Source organism: Streptomyces sp. NBC_00354 (assembly GCF_036106915.1).
Taxonomy (GTDB): domain Bacteria; phylum Actinomycetota; class Actinomycetes; order Streptomycetales; family Streptomycetaceae; genus Streptomyces.
The window spans coordinates 6464285-6481777 of record NZ_CP107983.1; the positions used below are offsets into that span (position 1 = coordinate 6464285).

A 17493-nucleotide genomic window follows, 5' to 3' on the forward strand; every position below is an offset into this window, starting at 1 on the left:
TCGCCCCCGGCCCTACGCAACCACACCATCCCGGCGCAGTGTCGCGATCTGTGCGCCCGTCATCCCCAGGGCGCGCAGCAGGGCCTCGGTGTGTTCGCCGAGCGCAGGCACCGCACCCATGTGCGGTGCCGCGCCTCCCGGCAGTCCGATCGGCGGCAGCAGTGCCCGCAGCGGACCGGCCGGTGACTCCACCTCTCGCCAGCGGTCCCGTGCCGCCAGCTGCGGGTGTCCCGCGAGCTGGGCCACCGAGTTCAGCCGCGCGCAGGCGATGCCCGCCGCCTCCAGCCGCCCGACCGCCTCGTCCGCGCCCAGCCGGCCCAGCGCCTCGGCGACCACGGCGTCGGTCTTCTCCCGGCCCTGGGTGCGCGCCGCATTCGTCGCGTACGCCGGATCCTCGGCCAACTCGGGCCGCTCCAGCACCTGTTCGGCGAGCCGCCGCCATTCGCGGTCGTTCTGCACCGACAGCAGGACCCGGTCCCCGTCCGCGGTCGGGTAGGCGTCGTACGGGGCGATGACGGCGTGCGCGAGGCCCGTGCGCACGGGCTGCTCCCCGCCGTGCATCGTGTGGTGCAGCGGATGGCCCATCCACTCGGCCAGCGCGTCGAGCATCGAGACCTCCACCCGGCCCCCGCGCCCGGTGGTCCCGCGGCGCAGCAGGGCCGCGAGGACCCCGGAGAAGGCGTACATGGCCGCCGCGATGTCCGCGGCCGGGATGCCCGCCTTGACGGGCTGCTCCGGGGTGCCGGTCACCGAGACCAGCCCCGCCTCGCACTGCACGAGCATGTCGTAGGCGCGCTTGTGGGCGTACGGGCCCTCGGCCCCGTACCCGGAGATGTCGACGGCGACCAGCCGCGGGTACCGCGCGCACAGCGAGGCCGAGTCGAGCCCGAGCCGGGCGGCGGCGCCCTGGGCGAGGTTCTGGACGAAGACGTCCGCCCCGTCCAGCAGCCCGTGCAGGACCTCCCGGCCGCGCGGGTCCTTCAGGTCGAGCGCGATCGACTCCTTGCCGCGGTTGGCCCAGACGAAATGCGAGGCCAGCCCTTGCGCGGCGGTGTCGTAGGCGCGCGCGAAGTCGCCGCCGTCGGGCCGCTCGACCTTGATCACCCGCGCTCCGAGGTCGGCGAGCTGGCGGGTGGCGAAGGGGGCCGAGACGGCCTGTTCGACGGCGACGACGGTGACGCCGTCGAGGGGCAGGGGTTCCGCGGGGCGGGGTTTAACGAGGCGGGGTTCCGCAGGGCGCTCGGGCGCGGGCGAGTCGGCTGTCATGACAGCCTGCCTACCGGTTGGGACCCCGGCCTGTCACCACACAGGCGGTCGACATCGCACGCTGTGTGCGGTTCGTCCGCCTGTGGCGCCCGTCTCAGTCCCGGCCGCCCGCGAACCTGCGGGTGGCCGACGGCGCGAAGAGGACCAGCAGGAGCAGCGACCAGGCGACGGCCCCCGCGACCGGGTGCGCCGCCGGCCAGGCTGCGCCCGCCGCGGCCTCGCCACCCGCGTTGCCGCAGAGGGCGCGCACCGCCGTGGCGACGGCGCTGATCGGGTTCCACTCGGCGACCGCGCGCAGCCACCCGGGCAGTCCGGCGGTCGGCAGGTACGCGCTGGACAGCATCGGCAGCACGAAGGTGGCGCTGCCGAGCTGGCCCGCCGCCTCCTCGCTCCGGCTCAGCAGGCCGAGGTACGTCCCCACCCACGCCGTGGCGAAGCGGAACAGCAGCAGCACGCCGAGCGCCCCCAGCGCGCCCGGGAGCCCGTTCTCGATCCGCCAGCCCATCGCGAGCCCCACCAGCATCACCGGCACCATGGACGCCGCCGTGGTCAGCAGGTCGGCGGCGGTCTGCCCGAGCGGTACGGCCGCGCGGCTCATCGGCAGGGTGCGGAAACGGTCCGTCACGCCGCGGTGGGCGTCCTGCGCGGCCGTGAACATGCCGGTCATCAGGCCGTTCGCGGCGGTGGCGGCGAGCAGCCCGGGCACCAGGAACTCGCGGTACTCCGCACCCGGCATGGCGAGCGCGCTGCCGAAGACGTAGCCGAAGAAGAGCAGCATCGTGATCGGCATGGTCTGGGTGAGGATCAGCAGCGCGGGCGCGTGCCGGGCCTTCTGCAGCTGGCGGGTGAGGACGGCGCCGCCGTCCGACAGCAGGGTGTTCATGCCGCGTGCTCCGTCTCTGCCGTCTCCGCCGGCTCTGTCAGCGGGCCACGGGTGATGCGCAGGAACACCTCGTCGAGGGTGGGCGGGCGCAGGCTCGCGTCGGTGACCGGGACCCCGGCGTGGTCGAGCGCGCGGATGATCCGGGGCAGGGTGAGCCCCCGGTCCAGGACGGTCGCCCCGGCGGTGAGGCGCTCGCGGTCGAGTACGGGCCGGCCGCCGGTCAGCTGGTCGAGTACGACGGCCGCGCCGGGGAGCGCCTCGGCCTCGGTGACGGTCACCTCGGCGTACGCGCCGATCCGGGACTTGAGTTCGGCCGGGGTGCCCGTGGCGAGCGCCCGGCCGCGGTCGACGACCACGACGTCGTCGGCGAGGCGGTCGGCCTCCTCGAGGTACTGGGTGGTGAGCAGGACCGTCGTGCCCTCCGCGCTTTTGTCGACGAGTTCTCGAACCGAGGTCCAGATCTGCTCGCGGGCCGCCGGATCGAGGCCCGTGGTGGGCTCGTCGAGGAAGAGCACCCGGGGGCGGGTGATGAGCCCGGCGGCCAGGTCGAGGCGCCTGCGCATCCCGCCGGACCAGGTGGCGGACACCCGGTCCGAGGCCTCGCCCAGGCCGAAGCGCTCCAGCAGCTCGTCGGCGCGGGCCCGACCGGCCGCCCCGCGCAGTCCGGCGAGGCGGGCGAAGAGCCGCAGGTTCTCGCGGCCCGTCAGATCCCCGTCGACCGAGGCGTACTGGCCGGTGACCCCGATGGCGCGGCGGACGGCGGCCGGATCGCGGGTGACGTCGTGGCCGGCGACGAGGGCGCGGCCGCCGGTGGGCCGGGTCAGCGTGGTGAGGATCCGTACGGCGGTGGTCTTGCCCGCGCCGTTGGGGCCGAGGAGGCCGCAGACCGTGCCCTCCGGCACGGCCAGGTCGAGGCCGCGCAGGGCATGGACCTCGCCGAATCGCTTCTCCAAAGCTTCACTAAGTACAGCGTACGTAGTTGTCATGTGGTGGACCCTACCTCACTACGTACGCTGTACGTAACTAGGATGAGGGCGAGGTGATGAGTAATGGCAGCCAGCGGGCGACCCGCCCAACCCGAAGTGATCTGGGCCCGCCCGGGGCGCGCCGGCCGCGGACCCCGGCCCGCGCACACCCGCGAGTCGATCGCGGCCGAGGCCGTGCGGATCGCGGACGAGGAGGGGATCGAGGCCGTCTCCATGCGGCGCGTGGCCGCCGGGATCGGCGCCGGGACGATGTCCCTGTACAACTACGTGCCGCGCAAGGAGGACCTGTACGAGCTGATGGTCGACGCGGTGAGCGGGGAGTACGCGCTGACCCCGCCGACCGGGGACTGGCGGGCCGACCTGCTCGGGCTCGCCCGCCAGGCGCGGGAGCTGATGCACCGCCACCCGTGGCTGCCCCGGCTGCTGTCCCCGGTCTACGGCTTCAGCCCGAACGCCCTGCGCTACCTGGAGCACAGCCTGGACTGCCTGGTCCCGCTGGAGGTCTCCGGCGCGGAGAAGCTGGAGCTCGTCGCCGCGGTCAACGGCACGGTGGCCACGTTCGTGGCGAGCGAGCTGGCCCTGGCCGAGCGGGCCCGGTCGCTGCCGTGGAGCGAGGCCGCCGAGGAGGGCGTACGGACGGCCTGGCTGGGCTCGAGGCTGGCGACCGGGCAGTATCCGCTGCTGGCGGGCGCGCTGTCCGGCGGGCACCCGGTGACGGAGGCGGCCTCCGACCTGGGCGCGGTCTTCGACCGCTCGGTGTCCCGGCTGCTGGGGGCCTGGGGGGCGGCCGAGGGCTGACGCGGCCGGTCGGCTCCGTCAGAGCAGGGCGAACTGCCCGCCCGGGCCCTCCTCGTGGTGGTCCAGTACGGAGGCCGGGCGCCGGGCCCAGCGCGGCGGCGGCAGCACGCCCGCAGCCGCCGGCCCGGCGGCCGGCAGCAGCGGCCCGGGGGTGAACGCCGCCCGCTCCGGGGCCAGATCGGCCAGCAGTGCCAGGGTGGTCACCAGCGCCAGCAGCTCCGAGGTCCAGGCCTGCGGCCACTCGGCCGGCCCGAGCGCCTCCAGTCCGTCGGCCTGTGGATCCCGGTGGGCGGTCCGGGCGGCGAACCAGGCCTCCAGCACCCGCGTACCGCCCTGCTCGTACTCCCAGGCGCTCGGCGGCACGGGGGAGACCGTCCCGGCCCCGAGGCTCAGCGTCTCGGTCTCCGGGTCGTAGGCGAGCCCGTCCGGCCAGGCCTGGACCGCCGAGCGGACGTACGGGCGCCGCCCGCCGGGCAGCCGGGGCGGCTCGGCGCCGGGCCCGCCGCGCAGCTGGACGCTGAGCAGCCGGCGCCCCAGCTCCAGCCCGGCCCGCCAGCGTCCGGGGTCGCCGGTCAGCGGGACCTCGTACCCCCGGGGCCCGGGGCGGCCCGCCGCGAGGATCCAGCACAGCACGTCCTGCGGGGTGACCCGGCCGCCGTAGTGCTCGCCGAGCAGCGCGAGCAGGCCCGGCGTGAGATTGGGCTCGGCGCCGCCGGGGCGCCGGTGCAGCGGGCGGATCCGGCCCAGGCGGCCGGCCGGGAGGTGTGCGGTGACCAGCAGCTCCGGGGTCTCGACGGCGAAGAGCTGGTGCTCGTCCAGGACCCGCCAGAGCTCCGGGCGGGCCACGTCGATGAGCCGCTGGTCGGGCAGCAGCCACTGCTCGTCGAAGGGGTCGCGCAGCACGCGTACGGGATCGGGGCAGGGGCCCGGCGCATCGGCGAAGCGGGCGGTCGACGGTGAGCGTCGGCCGGGCAGTGCAGCCGCGCCGGTGGTGGGCGTACGGGTCCGGGTCGGGCGGAACAGCCGGTCCCGCTCGGCCCCTTCGGCGCCGGTCAGGGCCGCCCAGCGGGCGCGCAGGGCCGCAGGGTCGGGGGCCGCCACCCAGGCCCGGCCCAGGCGCAGGCCGCCCACGGCCCAGGGCATCAGATCGTCCAGCAGCGGTACGTCTTCGCTCACCCGGCAGATGGTAGCGACGGCAGGCGGCGGCCGGGGGTGCGGCCGGGGTGCGGGCAGGGGTGGGCAGGGGTGCGGGCAGGGGCGCGGCCGGGCTGTGTCCAGGCCGAAGAGCTACGCTCCCTATGTACGGATATGTTCCGATGTCGAGGAGGCGGTCATGAGTCAGTACGACGAATACTCGACTCCGTCGCAGGCCGAGGGTGAGCGGCTCGACGAGGACATGGACGAGAAGGAGAAGATGCAGCGGCACCACCCGCAGACGATGCGGACCACGCCGTCGCAGGCGGAGGGCGAGCGCAACAAGGACGACGAGGAGAAGTAGCCCCCTGCGGGTAGGGCGCAGCGGTCAGGCAGGGGCCGGGCAGAGGTCGGGCGCGGGTCAGGTGGCGTCGACGGTCACCGTGAACGAGAACCGGTCGCCCCGGTACCGGATCCGCGCCACGTCCACGACCCGGCCGTCCTCGTCGTACGTCACGCCCGTGTAGTGCAGGATCGGGCTGAGCAGCGGCACCTGGAGCAGCTCGGCCGTCTCCGGGTCGGCCAGCCGCGCCTCGACCGTGTCCGTGATCCGGCTGATCCGCACGCCCACCACGTCACGCAGCACCTTGGTCATCGGCCAGCGCGCCAGATCGGCCAGGTCCACCGCCTCGGCGACCTCGGGGCGGACCGCGTTCTCCACCCAGTTGGTCGGTTCGCCGCTCTCGCCGTCGTGGCGCAGCCGGCGGTACGTGACCACCTCGGCCGTGTCCGGGAAGTGCTCCAGCAGCTCCCCGGACACCGGCGTCCGCTCGAGGCCGAGAATCGTCGTACGGTCGCCCGACTGCTGCGCCACGATCGCGTCGACCGAACCCAGCAGCCGCACCGGAGCCCCGCGCCGCGCACCCGGCTCGATGAACGTGCCACGCCGCCGGTGCCGGCTGATCAGCCCCTCGCCCTCCAGCTCCTTGAGCGCCTGGCGCATGGTCAGCACGCTCACCCCGTAGTGCTCGGCCAGCTGCTCCTCGGTGGGCAGGCGCAGCGAGGCGTCCGGGGTGCGCCCCAGTATCGAGGCGCGCAGCGACTGTGACACCTGGTACCAGAGCGGCAGCTTCCGGTTGAGTACCAGCGAGTCGGGGGCGAAGGCGGTCACGGGTGGTTCTCCGTTAGGACGGGGCGTGGGGCGCTTGGGGGGTGTCCGGCGGATCATGGCCGGGCCCGGGTCTCCCCGACCCTGATCCGCCGGACACTCCCTGGTGATACTAGGCGCGGAAGTGGCGCTGGAGCCCCTGCCAGACGTCGTCGTATCCGCGCTGGAGGTGGTCGGCGCCGGCCGCCTGGGTGGTGGCGGTGATCGGCCAGCGGGTCTCGAACATGAAGGCCAGACCGTCGTCGATCTTCTGCGGCTTCAGCTCGGCGGCGCTCGCCTTGTCGAAGGTCTCCCGGTCCGGTCCGTGCGCGGACATCATGTTGTGCAGCGAGCCGCCGCCGGGGACGAAGCCTTCCGCCTTGGCGTCGTAGGCGCCCTCGATCAGGCCCATGTACTCGCTCATGACGTTCCGGTGGAAGTACGGCGGGCGGAAGGTGTCCTCGCCGACCAGCCAGCGCGGGGCGAAGACGACGAAGTCCACGCCCGCGAGCCCCGGGGTGTCGGACGGCGAGGTCAGCACGGTGAAGATCGACGGGTCGGGGTGGTCGTAGCTGATGGAGCCCAGGACGTTGAAGCGGCGCAGGTCGTACACGTACGGGGTGTGCGTCCCGTACCAGGCGACCACGTCGAGCGGGGAGTGGTCGTAGGTGGCGGCCCAGAGGTTGCCGCAGAACTTGTTGACCACCTCGGTCGGGCGCTCGCTGTCCTCGTACGCGGCCACCGGGGCCCGGAAGTCGCGTGCGGCGGCGAGGCCGTTGGCCCCGATCGGGCCCAGGTCCGGCAGCTCGAAGGGGCGGCCGTAGTTCTCGCAGACGTACCCGCGGGCATCGTCGTCCAGGAGCTCGACGCGGAAGCGCACGCCGCGCGGGATCAGGGCGACCTCGCCGGGGCCGGCGCTGAGCAGGCCGAGCTCGGTGCGCAGCAGCAGGCCGCCGCGCTCGGGGACGATCAGCAGCTCGCCGTCGGAGTCGCTGAAGACCCGGTCGGTCATGGAGGCGTTGGCGGAGTAGAGGTGGATGGCCATACCGGCGCGCTGGGTGGCGTCGCCGTTGCCGCCGAGGGTCCACAGGCCCGCCAGGAAGTCGGTGCCGGGCGCCGGGTCGGGGAGCGGGTTCCAGCGGAGCCGGTTGGGGTCCGCCGGGGCCTCGGTGAACGGTGCGGAGCGCAGGGCGCCGTTGTCGATCCGGGCGAAGGGCGGGTGGGCCGCCGAGGGGCGGATCCGGTAGAGCCAGGAGCGGCGGTTGTGGTTGCGGGGCTCGGTGAAGGCGCTGCCGCTGAGCTGCTCCGCGTACAGGCCGAGGGGGGCGCGCTGGGGCGAGTTGCGGCCGGGCGGCAGGGCGCCGGGGACGGCCTCCGAGCTGTGCTCGTTGCCGAAGCCGGTGAGGTACTCCAGTGCCTCCGCCGTCTTCCTGGCCTGCTCGGCCTGCTCGGCCTGCTCGCTCATGGGTGCTCCCGCTCTGTCGCTGTCACTGTCGAAGGAATCCTATGGTCGACAGTAGGATTCCGTGGCCCGCGCGTCAATGGCTTCCCGGGTGCATGGCCGGATCGGGCGGGTGGGATGGCGGCGGCGGGTGATGCGGGACGCCGATTCGCGATGTCTGACACGAGATGTCGACTCGGCGTGTCGATTCGCGATGCCGCGGGGGATCCAAAAAGATGAACATTGCTCTACTCTCACGCGCATGTCGTGGACCCGCAGGTTCCCTGCCGTGCCGGCGGCGCTCCTCGCCGCCCTCCTCGCCTTCCTGTCCCTCCTCGCCGCCGCGCCCGCCGCCAGCGCGCACGAGGAGCGCCCTGTGGCCCTCCCGGACGGCTCCGGGTCCGTGCCGGAGTACCGCAAGGCCGAGCCCGACCTGCTGGTCTGCAAGACCGACCGGGCCGCCTTCGAACGCCGGACATCCGCCTTCCCCGAGGAGCTGAAGCAGCGCAACCTCGCCCTGTACGAGCGGTGCGAGAAGAGCGGCTACCGGCACCTCCAGGAAGCCGTCGACGCCGTGGACCGGCCCGGCATGAACATCGCGATCCTCCCCGGCCTGTACGAGGAGGAGCCCTCGCTGCCGAAACCCACGGAGGAGTGCGCCGCGCTCAAGGCCCCGAATTCCTCGCTCGGCTACCAGATCCTGACGTACGAGCAGCAGGCGCAGTGCCGCCACAACCAGAACCTCGTCGCGATCCTCGGCAAGACGGACCTGCAGATCGAAGGCACGGGCGCTTCACGCCTGGATGTCGTCATCGACGCCAAGTACCAGAAGCTGAACGCCATCCGCGCCGACAAGTCGAACGGCATCTACTTCCGCAACTTCACCGCGCAGCGCACCACCTTCAATTCGCTGTACGTCCTCGCGGGCGACGGGTTCGTCATCGACGACGTGCTGACCCGGTGGAACGACGAGTACGGCTTCCTGACCTTCGCCAGCGACCACGGGCTCTACAAGAACTGCGAGTCGTACGGGAACGGCGACTCCGGCATCTACCCGGGCAGCGCCTCGAACATCAACGACGGGCGCGGCTACGACGTCCCGCGCTACTCCATCGAGATCACCGGCTGCCACAGCCATCACAACATGGTCGGATACTCCGGCACGGCGGGCGATTCCGTCTGGGTCCATGACAACGAGTTCGACCAGAACATGGGCGGCGCCTCGATGGACAGCGCCTTCCCCGGGCACCCCGGACTCCCGCAGAACCACGCCAAGTTCGAACGGAACCTGATCCACGACAACAACGCCGACTACTACGGGTACGTCGCCGACGGCACCTGCGCCAAGCCGCCGATCGAGCGCGGCTACGAGCAGGGGGTGGTCTGCCCGCAGATCTCCATGCCGCCGGGCACCGGCATCATCACCGCGGGCGGCAACTGGAACGTCTACGAGAACAACTGGGTGTACGGGCACCGGCGCGCGGGCTTCTTCCTCTCGGCCGTCCCCGCATTCATCCGCGGCGAGGAGGAATGGTCGAAGCAGGCCGACACCTCCCACCACAACCGCTACGCCGCCAACATCCTCGGCAAGGACAAGGCGGGGACGTCCCGCCCCAACGGCATGGACGTGTGGTGGGACGGCCAGGGCAGCGGGAACTGCTGGCAGTCCGGACCGGACGGCTCCACCCCGGGCACGCTCCCGCACTGCGGCGACCGCCGCGGCGCGGTGTCGGGCGCGTCCTCCCGCCTGGTCGGCGAACCGGTAAAACTCGCCCAACTCCTCGTCTGCGCCGACTACAGCGTGCAGGCGCGCAAGCTGCCGGCCGGCTGCGACTGGTACGGGGCGCGCGGCCTGGAGCGGGTGGAGACCCAGATCGCGCTGGCCGTGGCCGCGGTCCTGCTGCTCGTGGGCGGGGTGCTGTGGTGGCGTCGCCTGCGCGGATCCCGCCTGGGCACGGCGGCCTCGCTGCTCGGCCTGGCCGGGCTGGCCCTGGACGTGGCCGGCTCCACGATGCCCCTCGTGGGCACCTTCGTACCGGCCCTGGCCCTGCTCCTGCTGGGCCTGTGGTGGACGGGCGCGGGCATGGCGCTGCGCCCCGGCCGCCCCTGGCTGGCGCGGCTGACCCTGCTGCTGGCGGCCCTCACCCTGCTCGACGCCTTCGACAAGGCCGTCCTGATGATCCCCTGGATCCCCCTCGGCCCCTCCTGGCTCCGCGCCCTCCTCACGATCCCCTGGGCCCTCTGGGCCACGATCGCCGCATCCCGCCCAGCCCCCACCCCCACAACCGACCGCCCCCCGGCCCCGTCAGGCCCAGCCCTTCACACCGAACCCACCCCGGACGCAGCGTGACCCCAGACGCCACCCGCTCAACCCCTGGCCCCGTGCGCCAAGGCGCAGCCGGGCGCCGCAGCGGGCCGTGCCCGGCCGGCTGGCGCGCCGGAGCAGGGCCCCGGCCGGCCCGGGCGGCCCGGCAGGCCCGGGCGGTGGGGCGGAGTGGGCGGTGCGGGCGGGTCGGCGGGCATGGCATGACCGAAGGAGGAGTGCAGTGAGCGACGACCGGACCGGCGGTGCCATCAGGTGCGATGGCTGCGGGGTGCCGCCCGTCGGGGCGCGGACCCGGCGGCGTGCCCGAACCGCAGCCCTGCTGACGCTGGTACTCCTGCTCGTCGGCGGCGCGGCGACGGGCTGCGGCGGGCGGGCCACCACCCACCACAAGCCCGGCACCAGCCACGAGCAGGCCACCGGCAGCGTCGGCACCCTGCTCGACGCCCAGGACCCCACCGGCCACCGGCTCCGCGAGGTCCCGGCCGAGGGCGCGCCGGAGGTGCAGCTCGCCGCCCGCCCCGACTCCGAGGACGGCTGGAACCTCCAGCTGACGGTGAAGAACTTCCGCTTCACCCCCGACAGCACCGGCGGCGCCGCCCTCCCGGGCGCCGGTCACGCGCACCTGGAGCTCGACGGGCAGAAGCTGGCCCGGCTATACGGCCCCTGGTTCCACCTGCCCGCCGCGCAGGTCCCCGAGGGCGCGCACACCCTGACCGTCCGCCTCTACGCGGACGACCACACCGCCTGGGCCGTCACCGGCAAGCCGATCGAGGGCACCGCCCAGCTCACCGCCGCGGCCCCCGGCCAGGCAGGCCACAGCCACACCCCGCCGTCTGCGCAGCCGTCGCCATCGCCGCCGTCGTCGCCGTCGCCGGAAGCGCAGGCCGACCGCACGGTCACCCTCACCGTCCGGGACGGCAAGGTCACCCCCGCCCCCGGCCGCACCGAACTGCGGCGCGGCGAACGCATCGCCCTGCGCGTCACCAGCGACCGCGCGGACACCCTGCACGTCCACGGCTACGACAAGGAACTCGCCCTGCCGGCAGGCCAGGAGGCCACCCTGGTCCTGACGGCCGACCGTACGGGCCTCTTCGAGGTCGAGACCCACGAGTCCCGCCTCGTCCTGACCCAGCTCCTCGTCCGGTGACCCGGCCCGCGCCCACCCCGCCCGCGCGCACCCGGCCGGCGCGCACCTCGCCCGCGCCCACCCCGAGCGGAACACACCCGGCCAGGTTCCCCTTCCGCGGCGGGGAACAAGGCCGCGCGGGCGGCCCGCGGTGACCCCGGTCGGGCCGGGTGCCGTACCCGCCGCGGGCGGCGGTGGCGGGGGCCAGGGCGTGGTCCTTCACCCGGCCGATCCGCTCACCGTGCTCGCGCACGGGATCGGGTCCCAGCACGATCTGCCGATCTCTCCCTTCTACGCATTCGCCGGTGCCTTCACCGCGCTGTTCGTCTCCTTCCTCGCGCTCGGTCTGCTCTGGTCCTCCTCCCGTTTCCGTGGCGACCGCTCGGGCCTCGCCCTGCCCGCCGTCCTCGAGCGGGTGGCCGACGCGCCGGCCACCCGTACCGCACTGCGCGGACTCGGCCTCGCCGCCGCGCTCGCCGTCCTCCTCTCCCTCCTCCTCGGTCCCGACGACCCCGCGCACAACCCCGCCCCCGGCGCCGTCTACGTCCTCCTCTGGGTCGGACTCGTCCCCGCCTCCCTCCTCCTCGGCCCCGTCTGGCGCCTGCTCAACCCGCTCCGCACCCTGTACCGCCTGCTGCCCCGCGCCCGGCGTCAGGCACATGCCCCCCTCCCCGCCCGGCTCGGCCAATGGCCCGCCGCCGCCGGGCTGTTCGCCTTCACCTGGCTCGAACTCGCCGCTCCGGATCCTGCATCCACCACCACCCTCCTGACCGCCCTCGCCGGCTACACCGCCGCCCACCTCGCGCTCGCCGCCCGCTTCGGAGAACGCTGGTTCGCCGACGCGGACGCCTTCGAGGCGTACTCCGCCCTCCTGGCCCGGCTCTCTCCCCTCGGCCGCCGCAGCGACGGCCGCCTGGTGCTCCGCAACCCCTTCCACGGACTCGACGCGACACCCGAGCGGCCCGGACTCGTCGCCACCGTCTGCGTCCTGCTCGGCTCCACCGCCTACGACGGCTACTCCGACAACCCGTCCTGGATCAACACCCTCCAGACCTCCCCCCTCGGCCGCACCCCTACGGCCACGCTCGGACTGCTCGCTTCCATCGCCCTCGTCGCCACCCTGTACTGCCTCTGCGCAGCGGCCACCCGCCTCGTCTGCGGCCCGCACCCGGGCCCGCTGACCGCCTTCGCGCACTCACTCGTACCGATCGCACTCGGCTATCTCGTCGCCCACTACTTCTCCCTCCTCGTAACCGAAGGACCACGCACAGTAAGCATGGCACTCGGCACTGACAACGCCCCGGAACCCTTGCCACCACTGGGCCCCGGGGGTCTCGCCGCCCTCCAGGTCCTCGCGGTCGTCACCGGCCACGTGCTCGGTGTGATCGCGGCCCACGACCGCTCCGTGCGCCTCTTCCCGCCCGCCAGGGCCGTCGCCGGCCAGCTGCCGCTGCTCGCGCTCATGATCACTTACACGATCGGGGGGATCGGCCTCCTGCTGAACTGAGACCGCCGGTGTACCGAGAAGCCAGGAGCGGCATGATGGACCCCGTGCCCCCCGCCCACCCCTTGCGCCGTACGCCGATCCAGCAGCGCAGCGCCGACCGGCTCGCCCGGATCCTCGACGCCTGCGCCGAACTCCTGGACGAGACCGGGTACGAGAACCTCAGCACCCGGGCCGTCGCCCTGCGCGCCGGCGTGCCCATCGGTTCGGTCTACCGCTTCTTCGGCAACAAGCGCGCCATGGCCATCGCCCTCGCGCACCGGAACCTGGACCGGTACACCGAAGGCATCGCGGACCGCCTCGCCGCCCTCCCGGCCGGCGACTGGCGGCCCGTCGTGGACGCCGTCCTCGACGAGTACCTGGCCATGAAGCGCACCGTCCCCGGTTTCGCGCTCGTCGACTTCGGCGTGCCCGCCCCGCCCGCCGAAGGTCCGGCCGCCGACCCCAACCGGCTGGTCGCCGTACGTCTGACCGAACTGCTCGGCGCGCACCTCGGCCTGACCCCGGACGCCACCCTGGAGCGCGCGGTCCTGGTCGCCGTCGAGGCCACGGACGCGCTGACGAAGCTGGCCTTCCGTGCCGACCCGGCCGGCGACCCCGGCATCGTGGCCGAGACCCGGACGATGATGCACGCCTACCTCGCCCACGCCCTGGACTGACCCGCCCCGCCGCCCGCCCCGCCCCCATCGGCGCCCGCGGCCCTGCACCCGTCGGTGCGCCGCCCGGGCACCGGACGTGACGCGCTCCCATGAGCCGGCGCAGCGGTCCCCGGCGGCCCTGCCCTCGCGGGACCGCACCCCTGCCGCCCCTTCCTCACCCGTTCGACGTCCGTGACCGCGAAGCCCCGCTCCGTCCGCCGCACCCCTCCCCACCATGCCTACCGGTCGGTATGCTCGGGGTGCCCGCGTGTTCGTGCCGCAGCCTGCCGTCCCTGGAGGGACCATGCCCCGCACCGCCCTGCGCATCTGCCCCCTCTGCGAAGCCACCTGCGGCCTCACCCTCACCATCGAGGGCACCACCGTCACCGGAGCCCGCGGCGACCGCGAAGACGTCTTCAGCCGTGGCTTCATCTGCCCGAAGGGCGCGGCTTTCGGCGCGCTCGACGCCGACCCCGACCGGCTGCACACCCCGCTCGTCCGCCGCGACGGACGGCTCCAGGAGGCCACCTGGGAGGAGGCGTACGACGTCATTGCCGCCGCGATCCCGGCCCTCGTGCAGAGGTACGGAGCCCAGTCCGTAGGCGTGGTCCTCGGCAACCCGAACGTGCACACCATGGCGGGCGCCCTCTACCCGCCGCTGCTGCTCAAGGCCCTCGGCACCCGCAACCTCTTCACCGCCAGCACCCTCGACCAGATGCCCAAGCACGTCTCCAGCGGGCTCCTCTTCGGCGACCCCTTCGCCATCCCGGTCCCCGACCTCGACCGCACCGACTTCCTGCTCCTCCTCGGTGCCAACCCCGTCGAGTCCAACGGCTCCCTGTGCACCGCCCCCGACTTCCCGGGCCGGCTCAAGGCGCTGCGCGCCCGCGGCGGCACCCTGGTCGTCGTCGACCCGCGCCGCACCCGCACGGCCAAGCTCGCCGACCGGCACCTCGCGCCGCGCCCCGGCAGCGACGCCCTGCTGCTGGCCGCCCTCGCGCACACCCTCCTCGCGGAGAAACTCGCCGCCCCCGGCACGCTGGAGGAATGGACCGACGGCCTCGGGGAACTCGCCGAGGCGCTCGGTAGTTTCACTCCTGAGGCCGTGGCCCCCGCCTGCGACCTCACGGCCGCCGAGATCCGCGACCTCGCCCGCGACCTCGCGGCCGCGCCCACCGCCGCCGTCTACGGGCGGATCGGCAGCTGCACCGTCGAGTACGGCACGCTCGCCAGCTGGCTGGTCGACGTACTGAACATCCTCACCGGCAACCTCGACCGGCCCGGGGGAGTCCTCTTCCCGCTCGCGGCCGCCGGCCCGCGGCCGCGCCCTGCCGGGCCCGGCAAGGGCTTCACCCTCGGCCGCTGGCACAGCCGGGTCAGCGGCCACCCCGAGGCCAAGGCCGAACTGCCCATCGCCGCCCTGGCCGAGGAGATCGAGACGCCGGGGGAGGGGCGGATCCGCGCCCTGGTCGCCATCGCCGCCAACCCGGTGCTGTCCGCCCCCGACGGGCGGCGCCTCGACGCGGCCCTGGCCGGGCTCGACTTCATGGTGAGCATCGATCCCTACCTCAACGAGACCTCCCGCCACGCCCACGTCGTGCTGCCTCCGCCGCCGCCCTCGCAGAGCGCGCACCACGACTTCGCCTTCAACGGGTTCGCCATCCGCAACCAGGCGCGCTACACCCGGCCTGCCGTCCCGCTCGAAGCAGGCCGGCTCGACGAGTGCGAGATCCATGCCCGCCTCGTCCTGGCCGTCTCCGGCATGCACGGGTCCGCCGCCCCGAGCGCCGTAGACGACATGGTCATCCAGGGCGCCCTCGCCAAGGAGACCGCCGACCCGCGCTCCCCGCTGCACGGGCAGGACCCGGCGCGCCTGGCCGGCCTGCTCACCGGGGAGAGCGGTCCCGAGCGGCGGCTCGACCTGATGCTCCGACTCGGGCCGTACGGAGACCAGTTCGGCGCCGACTCCGCCCCCGACGCGGGAGCGGGAGCGGGCGCAGGCGCGAGCGAGGGGCTCAGCCTCGAGCGGCTGCTCGCGCACCCGCACGGCATCGACCTGGGCCCGCTGCGGCCCCGGCTCCCGGGCGTGCTGAGGACGCGCAGCGGCAGGATCGAGCTGCTCCCGGACCCGATCACGGCCGAGCTCCCCAGGCTGCACGCGGCGCTCGCCGACCGCCCTGCCGCCCTGGTGCTCGTGGGCCGCCGCCATCTGCGGTCCAACAACAGCTGGTTGCACAACGTCCCGGCCCTCACCGGAGGTTCCAACCGCTGCACCCTCCAGGTGCATCCGGAGGACGCCGGCCGGCTCGGGCTCACCACGGGCGGCATGGCCCGGATCACCGCCGACGGCGGCAGCCTGGAGGTCCCCGTCGAGGTCACAGACGCCGTCCGCACCGGCGTGGTGAGCCTCCCGCACGGCTGGGGCCACGACCGCGACGGGGCCCGGCTCTCCGTCGCCTCCGCCGCGCCCGGCGTCAACGTCAACCAGCTCCTCGACGGCTCCCGGCTCGACCCGCTGTCCGGCACGGCGGTGCTCAACGGCTTCCCCGTCGAACTGACACCCCTGCCCTGAGCTGGGGTTTTGCTCGTATTGCTCACGCGTCGACGTCTTGTTGGCATAAGGAGGAGGCACCTACGTTCCCTGCATGCTGACCTTCCTCGGCTTCGCCATGATCGCCACCTTCCTGGTCCTGATCATGATGAAGAAAATGTCGCCCATCGCGGCGCTCGTCCTCATCCCCGCGCTGTTCTGCGTGTTCGCAGGAAAGGGCGCCCACCTCGGCGACTACGTCATCGACGGAGTCGGCAAACTCGCGCCGACCGCCGCGATGCTGATGTTCGCCATCGTCTACTTCGGCGTGATGATCGACGTCGGCCTGTTCGACCCGATCGTGCGTGGCATCCTGCGCTTCTGCAAGGCGGACCCGGTGCGGGTCGTGGTCGGCACCGCGGTCCTCGCCGCGATCGTCTCCCTCGACGGCGACGGCTCGACCACCTTCATGATCACCGTCTCGGCCATGTACCCGCTCTACAAGCGGCTCGGCCTCAGTCTGGTGGTCATGACGGGCGTCGCCGCGACCGCCAACGGCGTCATGAACACGCTGCCCTGGGGCGGCCCCACGGCCCGTGCCGCCACCGCCCTCAAGCTCGACGCCTCCGACATCTTCGTCCCGATGATCCCCGCTCTCGCGGTCGGCCTGGTGTTCGTGTTCATCCTCGCGTACGTCCTCGGGCTCAAGGAACGCCGCCGGATCGGCACGCTGGTCCTCCCCGGCGACGTGGAGCAGGTGTCCGGGCAGGTGTCCGGGCAGCCTGCCGAGCCCGCCGGGGAGCGGCTGCTCGTCGCCGCCGCCGGGTCCGCCGAGAGCGGGACCACGGCCCCGGCCAAGCCGTCCGCCGCCTCCATCTCCGCCTCCGCCTCCGCTGGCACGGGCACCGGGTCCGGGTCCGATTCCGACTCCGGATCGGATCCCGTCCCCGCCTCGCCTTCCGGCTCCGCCGCGCCGGAGGACGGTTTCCAGGGCCTCGATCCCCGCCGTGCGACCCTCCGCCAACGGCTCTACTGGTTCAACGCAGGCCTCACCGTGGCCCTCCTCACCGCGATGATCATGGAGCTGCTGCCCATCCCCGTGCTCTTCCTCCTCGGCGCGGCCCTCGCCCTCACCGTCAACTTCCCGCACATGCCCGACCAGAAGGCCCGGATCGCCGCCCACGCCGACAACGTCCTCAACGTCGCCGGCATGGTCTTCGCCGCCGCCGTCTTCACCGGAGTCCTCAGCGGCACCGGCATGGTCAAGCACATGGCCGACTGGCTCGTCGGCGCCATCCCGGAGGGCATGGGTCCGCACATGGCCCTGGTCACCGGCCTGCTCAGCCTGCCGCTCACCTACTTCATGTCCAACGACGGCTTCTACTTCGGCGTCCTGCCGGTCCTGGCCGAGGCCGGCGCCGCGCACGGGGTCTCCCCGCTCGAGATCGCCCGCGCCTCGCTGGTCGGCCAGGCCCTGCACATGTCCAGCCCGCTGGTTCCCGCCGTCTACGTCCTCGTCGGCATGGCCAAGGTCGAGTTCGGCGACCACACCCGGTTCACCGTGAAGTGGGCGGTCCTCACCTCCCTCGTCGTCCTCGGGGCAGGGATGCTTTTCGGCATCATCTGACCCCGACACCCCCGGCGCGCCGAAAACTACCGCTGCTAGTTTGTAGGGTGGTCGAACGAGGTCAGGTCTCTGCGCGCTCGTGCGTGC

At 73.5% G+C, this 17493-nt stretch carries 14 protein-coding genes; 8 read left to right on the forward strand and 6 right to left on the reverse strand.

Annotation, left to right across the window (positions count from 1 at the left end; translation table 11 throughout):
* Nucleotides 1-12: 12 nt before the first annotated feature.
* The 3 genes from OHT74_RS29645 to OHT74_RS29655 all read right to left on the reverse strand — a co-directional run bounded on the left by OHT74_RS29645 (nucleotide 13) and on the right by OHT74_RS29655 (nucleotide 3135).
* The gene (locus tag OHT74_RS29645; protein WP_328621875.1) at nucleotides 13-1266 is read right to left on the reverse strand and encodes a CaiB/BaiF CoA transferase family protein; all 1254 of its coding nucleotides are present in this window, start codon (nucleotides 1264-1266) and stop codon (nucleotides 13-15) included.
* Nucleotides 1267-1360: 94 nt separating this feature from the next.
* Complete coding sequence (locus OHT74_RS29650) at nucleotides 1361-2149, reverse strand: ABC transporter permease (RefSeq protein ID WP_328621876.1); 789 nt, start codon at nucleotides 2147-2149, stop codon at nucleotides 1361-1363.
* Nucleotides 2146-3135, reverse strand: coding sequence for an ATP-binding cassette domain-containing protein (locus tag OHT74_RS29655; RefSeq protein ID WP_328621877.1), 990 nt, complete (start codon nucleotides 3133-3135; stop codon nucleotides 2146-2148). The genes OHT74_RS29650 and OHT74_RS29655 overlap by 4 nt, the downstream gene beginning before the upstream one ends.
* A gap of 63 nt (nucleotides 3136-3198) precedes the next feature.
* Here OHT74_RS29655 and OHT74_RS29660 point away from each other — a divergent pair, with 63 nt between their 5' ends.
* Nucleotides 3199-3933, forward strand: a complete 735-nt coding sequence (locus OHT74_RS29660; RefSeq protein ID WP_328621878.1) for a TetR/AcrR family transcriptional regulator — start codon at nucleotides 3199-3201, stop codon at nucleotides 3931-3933.
* Between the two features lie 18 nt (nucleotides 3934-3951).
* On the opposite strand, the gene OHT74_RS29665 is transcribed toward OHT74_RS29660, so the two are convergent.
* Nucleotides 3952-5076 carry a type ISP restriction/modification enzyme gene (locus OHT74_RS29665; RefSeq protein ID WP_328623422.1) on the reverse strand — a complete coding sequence of 375 codons (1125 nt, stop codon included), beginning with the start codon at nucleotides 5074-5076 and terminating at the stop codon, nucleotides 3952-3954.
* Between the two features lie 190 nt (nucleotides 5077-5266).
* On the opposite strand from OHT74_RS29665, the gene OHT74_RS29670 reads away from it, so the two are divergent.
* The gene (locus OHT74_RS29670) at nucleotides 5267-5431 is read left to right on the forward strand and encodes a hypothetical protein (protein ID WP_266668498.1); all 165 of its coding nucleotides are present in this window, start codon (nucleotides 5267-5269) and stop codon (nucleotides 5429-5431) included.
* 57 nt (nucleotides 5432-5488) lie between these two features.
* Here OHT74_RS29670 and OHT74_RS29675 read toward each other — a convergent pair whose 3' ends face one another.
* Nucleotides 5489-6238, reverse strand: a complete 750-nt coding sequence (locus OHT74_RS29675; RefSeq protein WP_266668500.1) for a GntR family transcriptional regulator — start codon at nucleotides 6236-6238, stop codon at nucleotides 5489-5491.
* A 109-nt stretch (nucleotides 6239-6347) separates the two neighbouring features.
* Nucleotides 6348-7679 carry a homogentisate 1,2-dioxygenase gene (gene hmgA / locus OHT74_RS29680; protein ID WP_266668502.1) on the reverse strand — a complete coding sequence of 444 codons (1332 nt, stop codon included), beginning with the start codon at nucleotides 7677-7679 and terminating at the stop codon, nucleotides 6348-6350.
* 238 nt (nucleotides 7680-7917) lie between these two features.
* Here hmgA and OHT74_RS29685 point away from each other — a divergent pair, with 238 nt between their 5' ends.
* The 6 genes from OHT74_RS29685 to OHT74_RS29710 all read left to right on the forward strand — a co-directional run bounded on the left by OHT74_RS29685 (nucleotide 7918) and on the right by OHT74_RS29710 (nucleotide 17406).
* The gene (locus OHT74_RS29685) at nucleotides 7918-10005 is read left to right on the forward strand and encodes a right-handed parallel beta-helix repeat-containing protein (protein ID WP_328621879.1); all 2088 of its coding nucleotides are present in this window, start codon (nucleotides 7918-7920) and stop codon (nucleotides 10003-10005) included.
* A 244-nt stretch (nucleotides 10006-10249) separates the two neighbouring features.
* Nucleotides 10250-11128: a hypothetical protein gene (locus OHT74_RS29690; RefSeq protein WP_443047736.1), complete on the forward strand. Its 879-nt coding sequence runs from the start codon at nucleotides 10250-10252 to the stop codon at nucleotides 11126-11128.
* A 190-nt stretch (nucleotides 11129-11318) separates the two neighbouring features.
* Nucleotides 11319-12614: a hypothetical protein gene (locus OHT74_RS29695; RefSeq protein WP_328623424.1), complete on the forward strand. Its 1296-nt coding sequence runs from the start codon at nucleotides 11319-11321 to the stop codon at nucleotides 12612-12614.
* Between the two features lie 35 nt (nucleotides 12615-12649).
* Entirely contained in the window at nucleotides 12650-13270 is a 621-nt protein-coding gene (locus OHT74_RS29700) for a TetR/AcrR family transcriptional regulator (protein WP_328623425.1), read from the forward strand.
* Between the two features lie 283 nt (nucleotides 13271-13553).
* Nucleotides 13554-15821, forward strand: coding sequence for a molybdopterin-dependent oxidoreductase (locus OHT74_RS29705; RefSeq protein WP_328621880.1), 2268 nt, complete (start codon nucleotides 13554-13556; stop codon nucleotides 15819-15821).
* A gap of 73 nt (nucleotides 15822-15894) precedes the next feature.
* Nucleotides 15895-17406 carry a CitMHS family transporter gene (locus OHT74_RS29710; protein ID WP_328621881.1) on the forward strand — a complete coding sequence of 504 codons (1512 nt, stop codon included), beginning with the start codon at nucleotides 15895-15897 and terminating at the stop codon, nucleotides 17404-17406.
* Nucleotides 17407-17493 lie beyond the last annotated feature (87 nt).

Excerpts from the sequence above, each read along its gene's own strand:
- OHT74_RS29645 (WP_328621875.1), bottom strand. The coding sequence starts at position 1,266 with ATGACAGCCGACTCGCCCGCGCCCGAGCGCCCTGCGGAACCCCGCCTC.
- OHT74_RS29650 (WP_328621876.1), bottom strand. The coding sequence starts at position 2,149 with ATGAACACCCTGCTGTCGGACGGCGGCGCCGTCCTCACCCGCCAGCTG.
- OHT74_RS29655 (WP_328621877.1), bottom strand. The coding sequence starts at position 3,135 with ATGACAACTACGTACGCTGTACTTAGTGAAGCTTTGGAGAAGCGATTC.
- OHT74_RS29660 (WP_328621878.1), top strand. The coding sequence starts at position 3,199 with ATGGCAGCCAGCGGGCGACCCGCCCAACCCGAAGTGATCTGGGCCCGC.
- OHT74_RS29665 (WP_328623422.1), bottom strand. The coding sequence starts at position 5,076 with ATGCCCTGGGCCGTGGGCGGCCTGCGCCTGGGCCGGGCCTGGGTGGCG.
- OHT74_RS29670 (WP_266668498.1), top strand. The coding sequence starts at position 5,267 with ATGAGTCAGTACGACGAATACTCGACTCCGTCGCAGGCCGAGGGTGAG.
- hmgA (WP_266668502.1), bottom strand. The coding sequence starts at position 7,679 with ATGAGCGAGCAGGCCGAGCAGGCCGAGCAGGCCAGGAAGACGGCGGAG.
- OHT74_RS29685 (WP_328621879.1), top strand. The coding sequence starts at position 7,918 with ATGTCGTGGACCCGCAGGTTCCCTGCCGTGCCGGCGGCGCTCCTCGCC.
- OHT74_RS29700 (WP_328623425.1), top strand. The coding sequence starts at position 12,650 with ATGGACCCCGTGCCCCCCGCCCACCCCTTGCGCCGTACGCCGATCCAG.
- OHT74_RS29705 (WP_328621880.1), top strand. The coding sequence starts at position 13,554 with ATGCCCCGCACCGCCCTGCGCATCTGCCCCCTCTGCGAAGCCACCTGC.
- OHT74_RS29710 (WP_328621881.1), top strand. The coding sequence starts at position 15,895 with ATGCTGACCTTCCTCGGCTTCGCCATGATCGCCACCTTCCTGGTCCTG.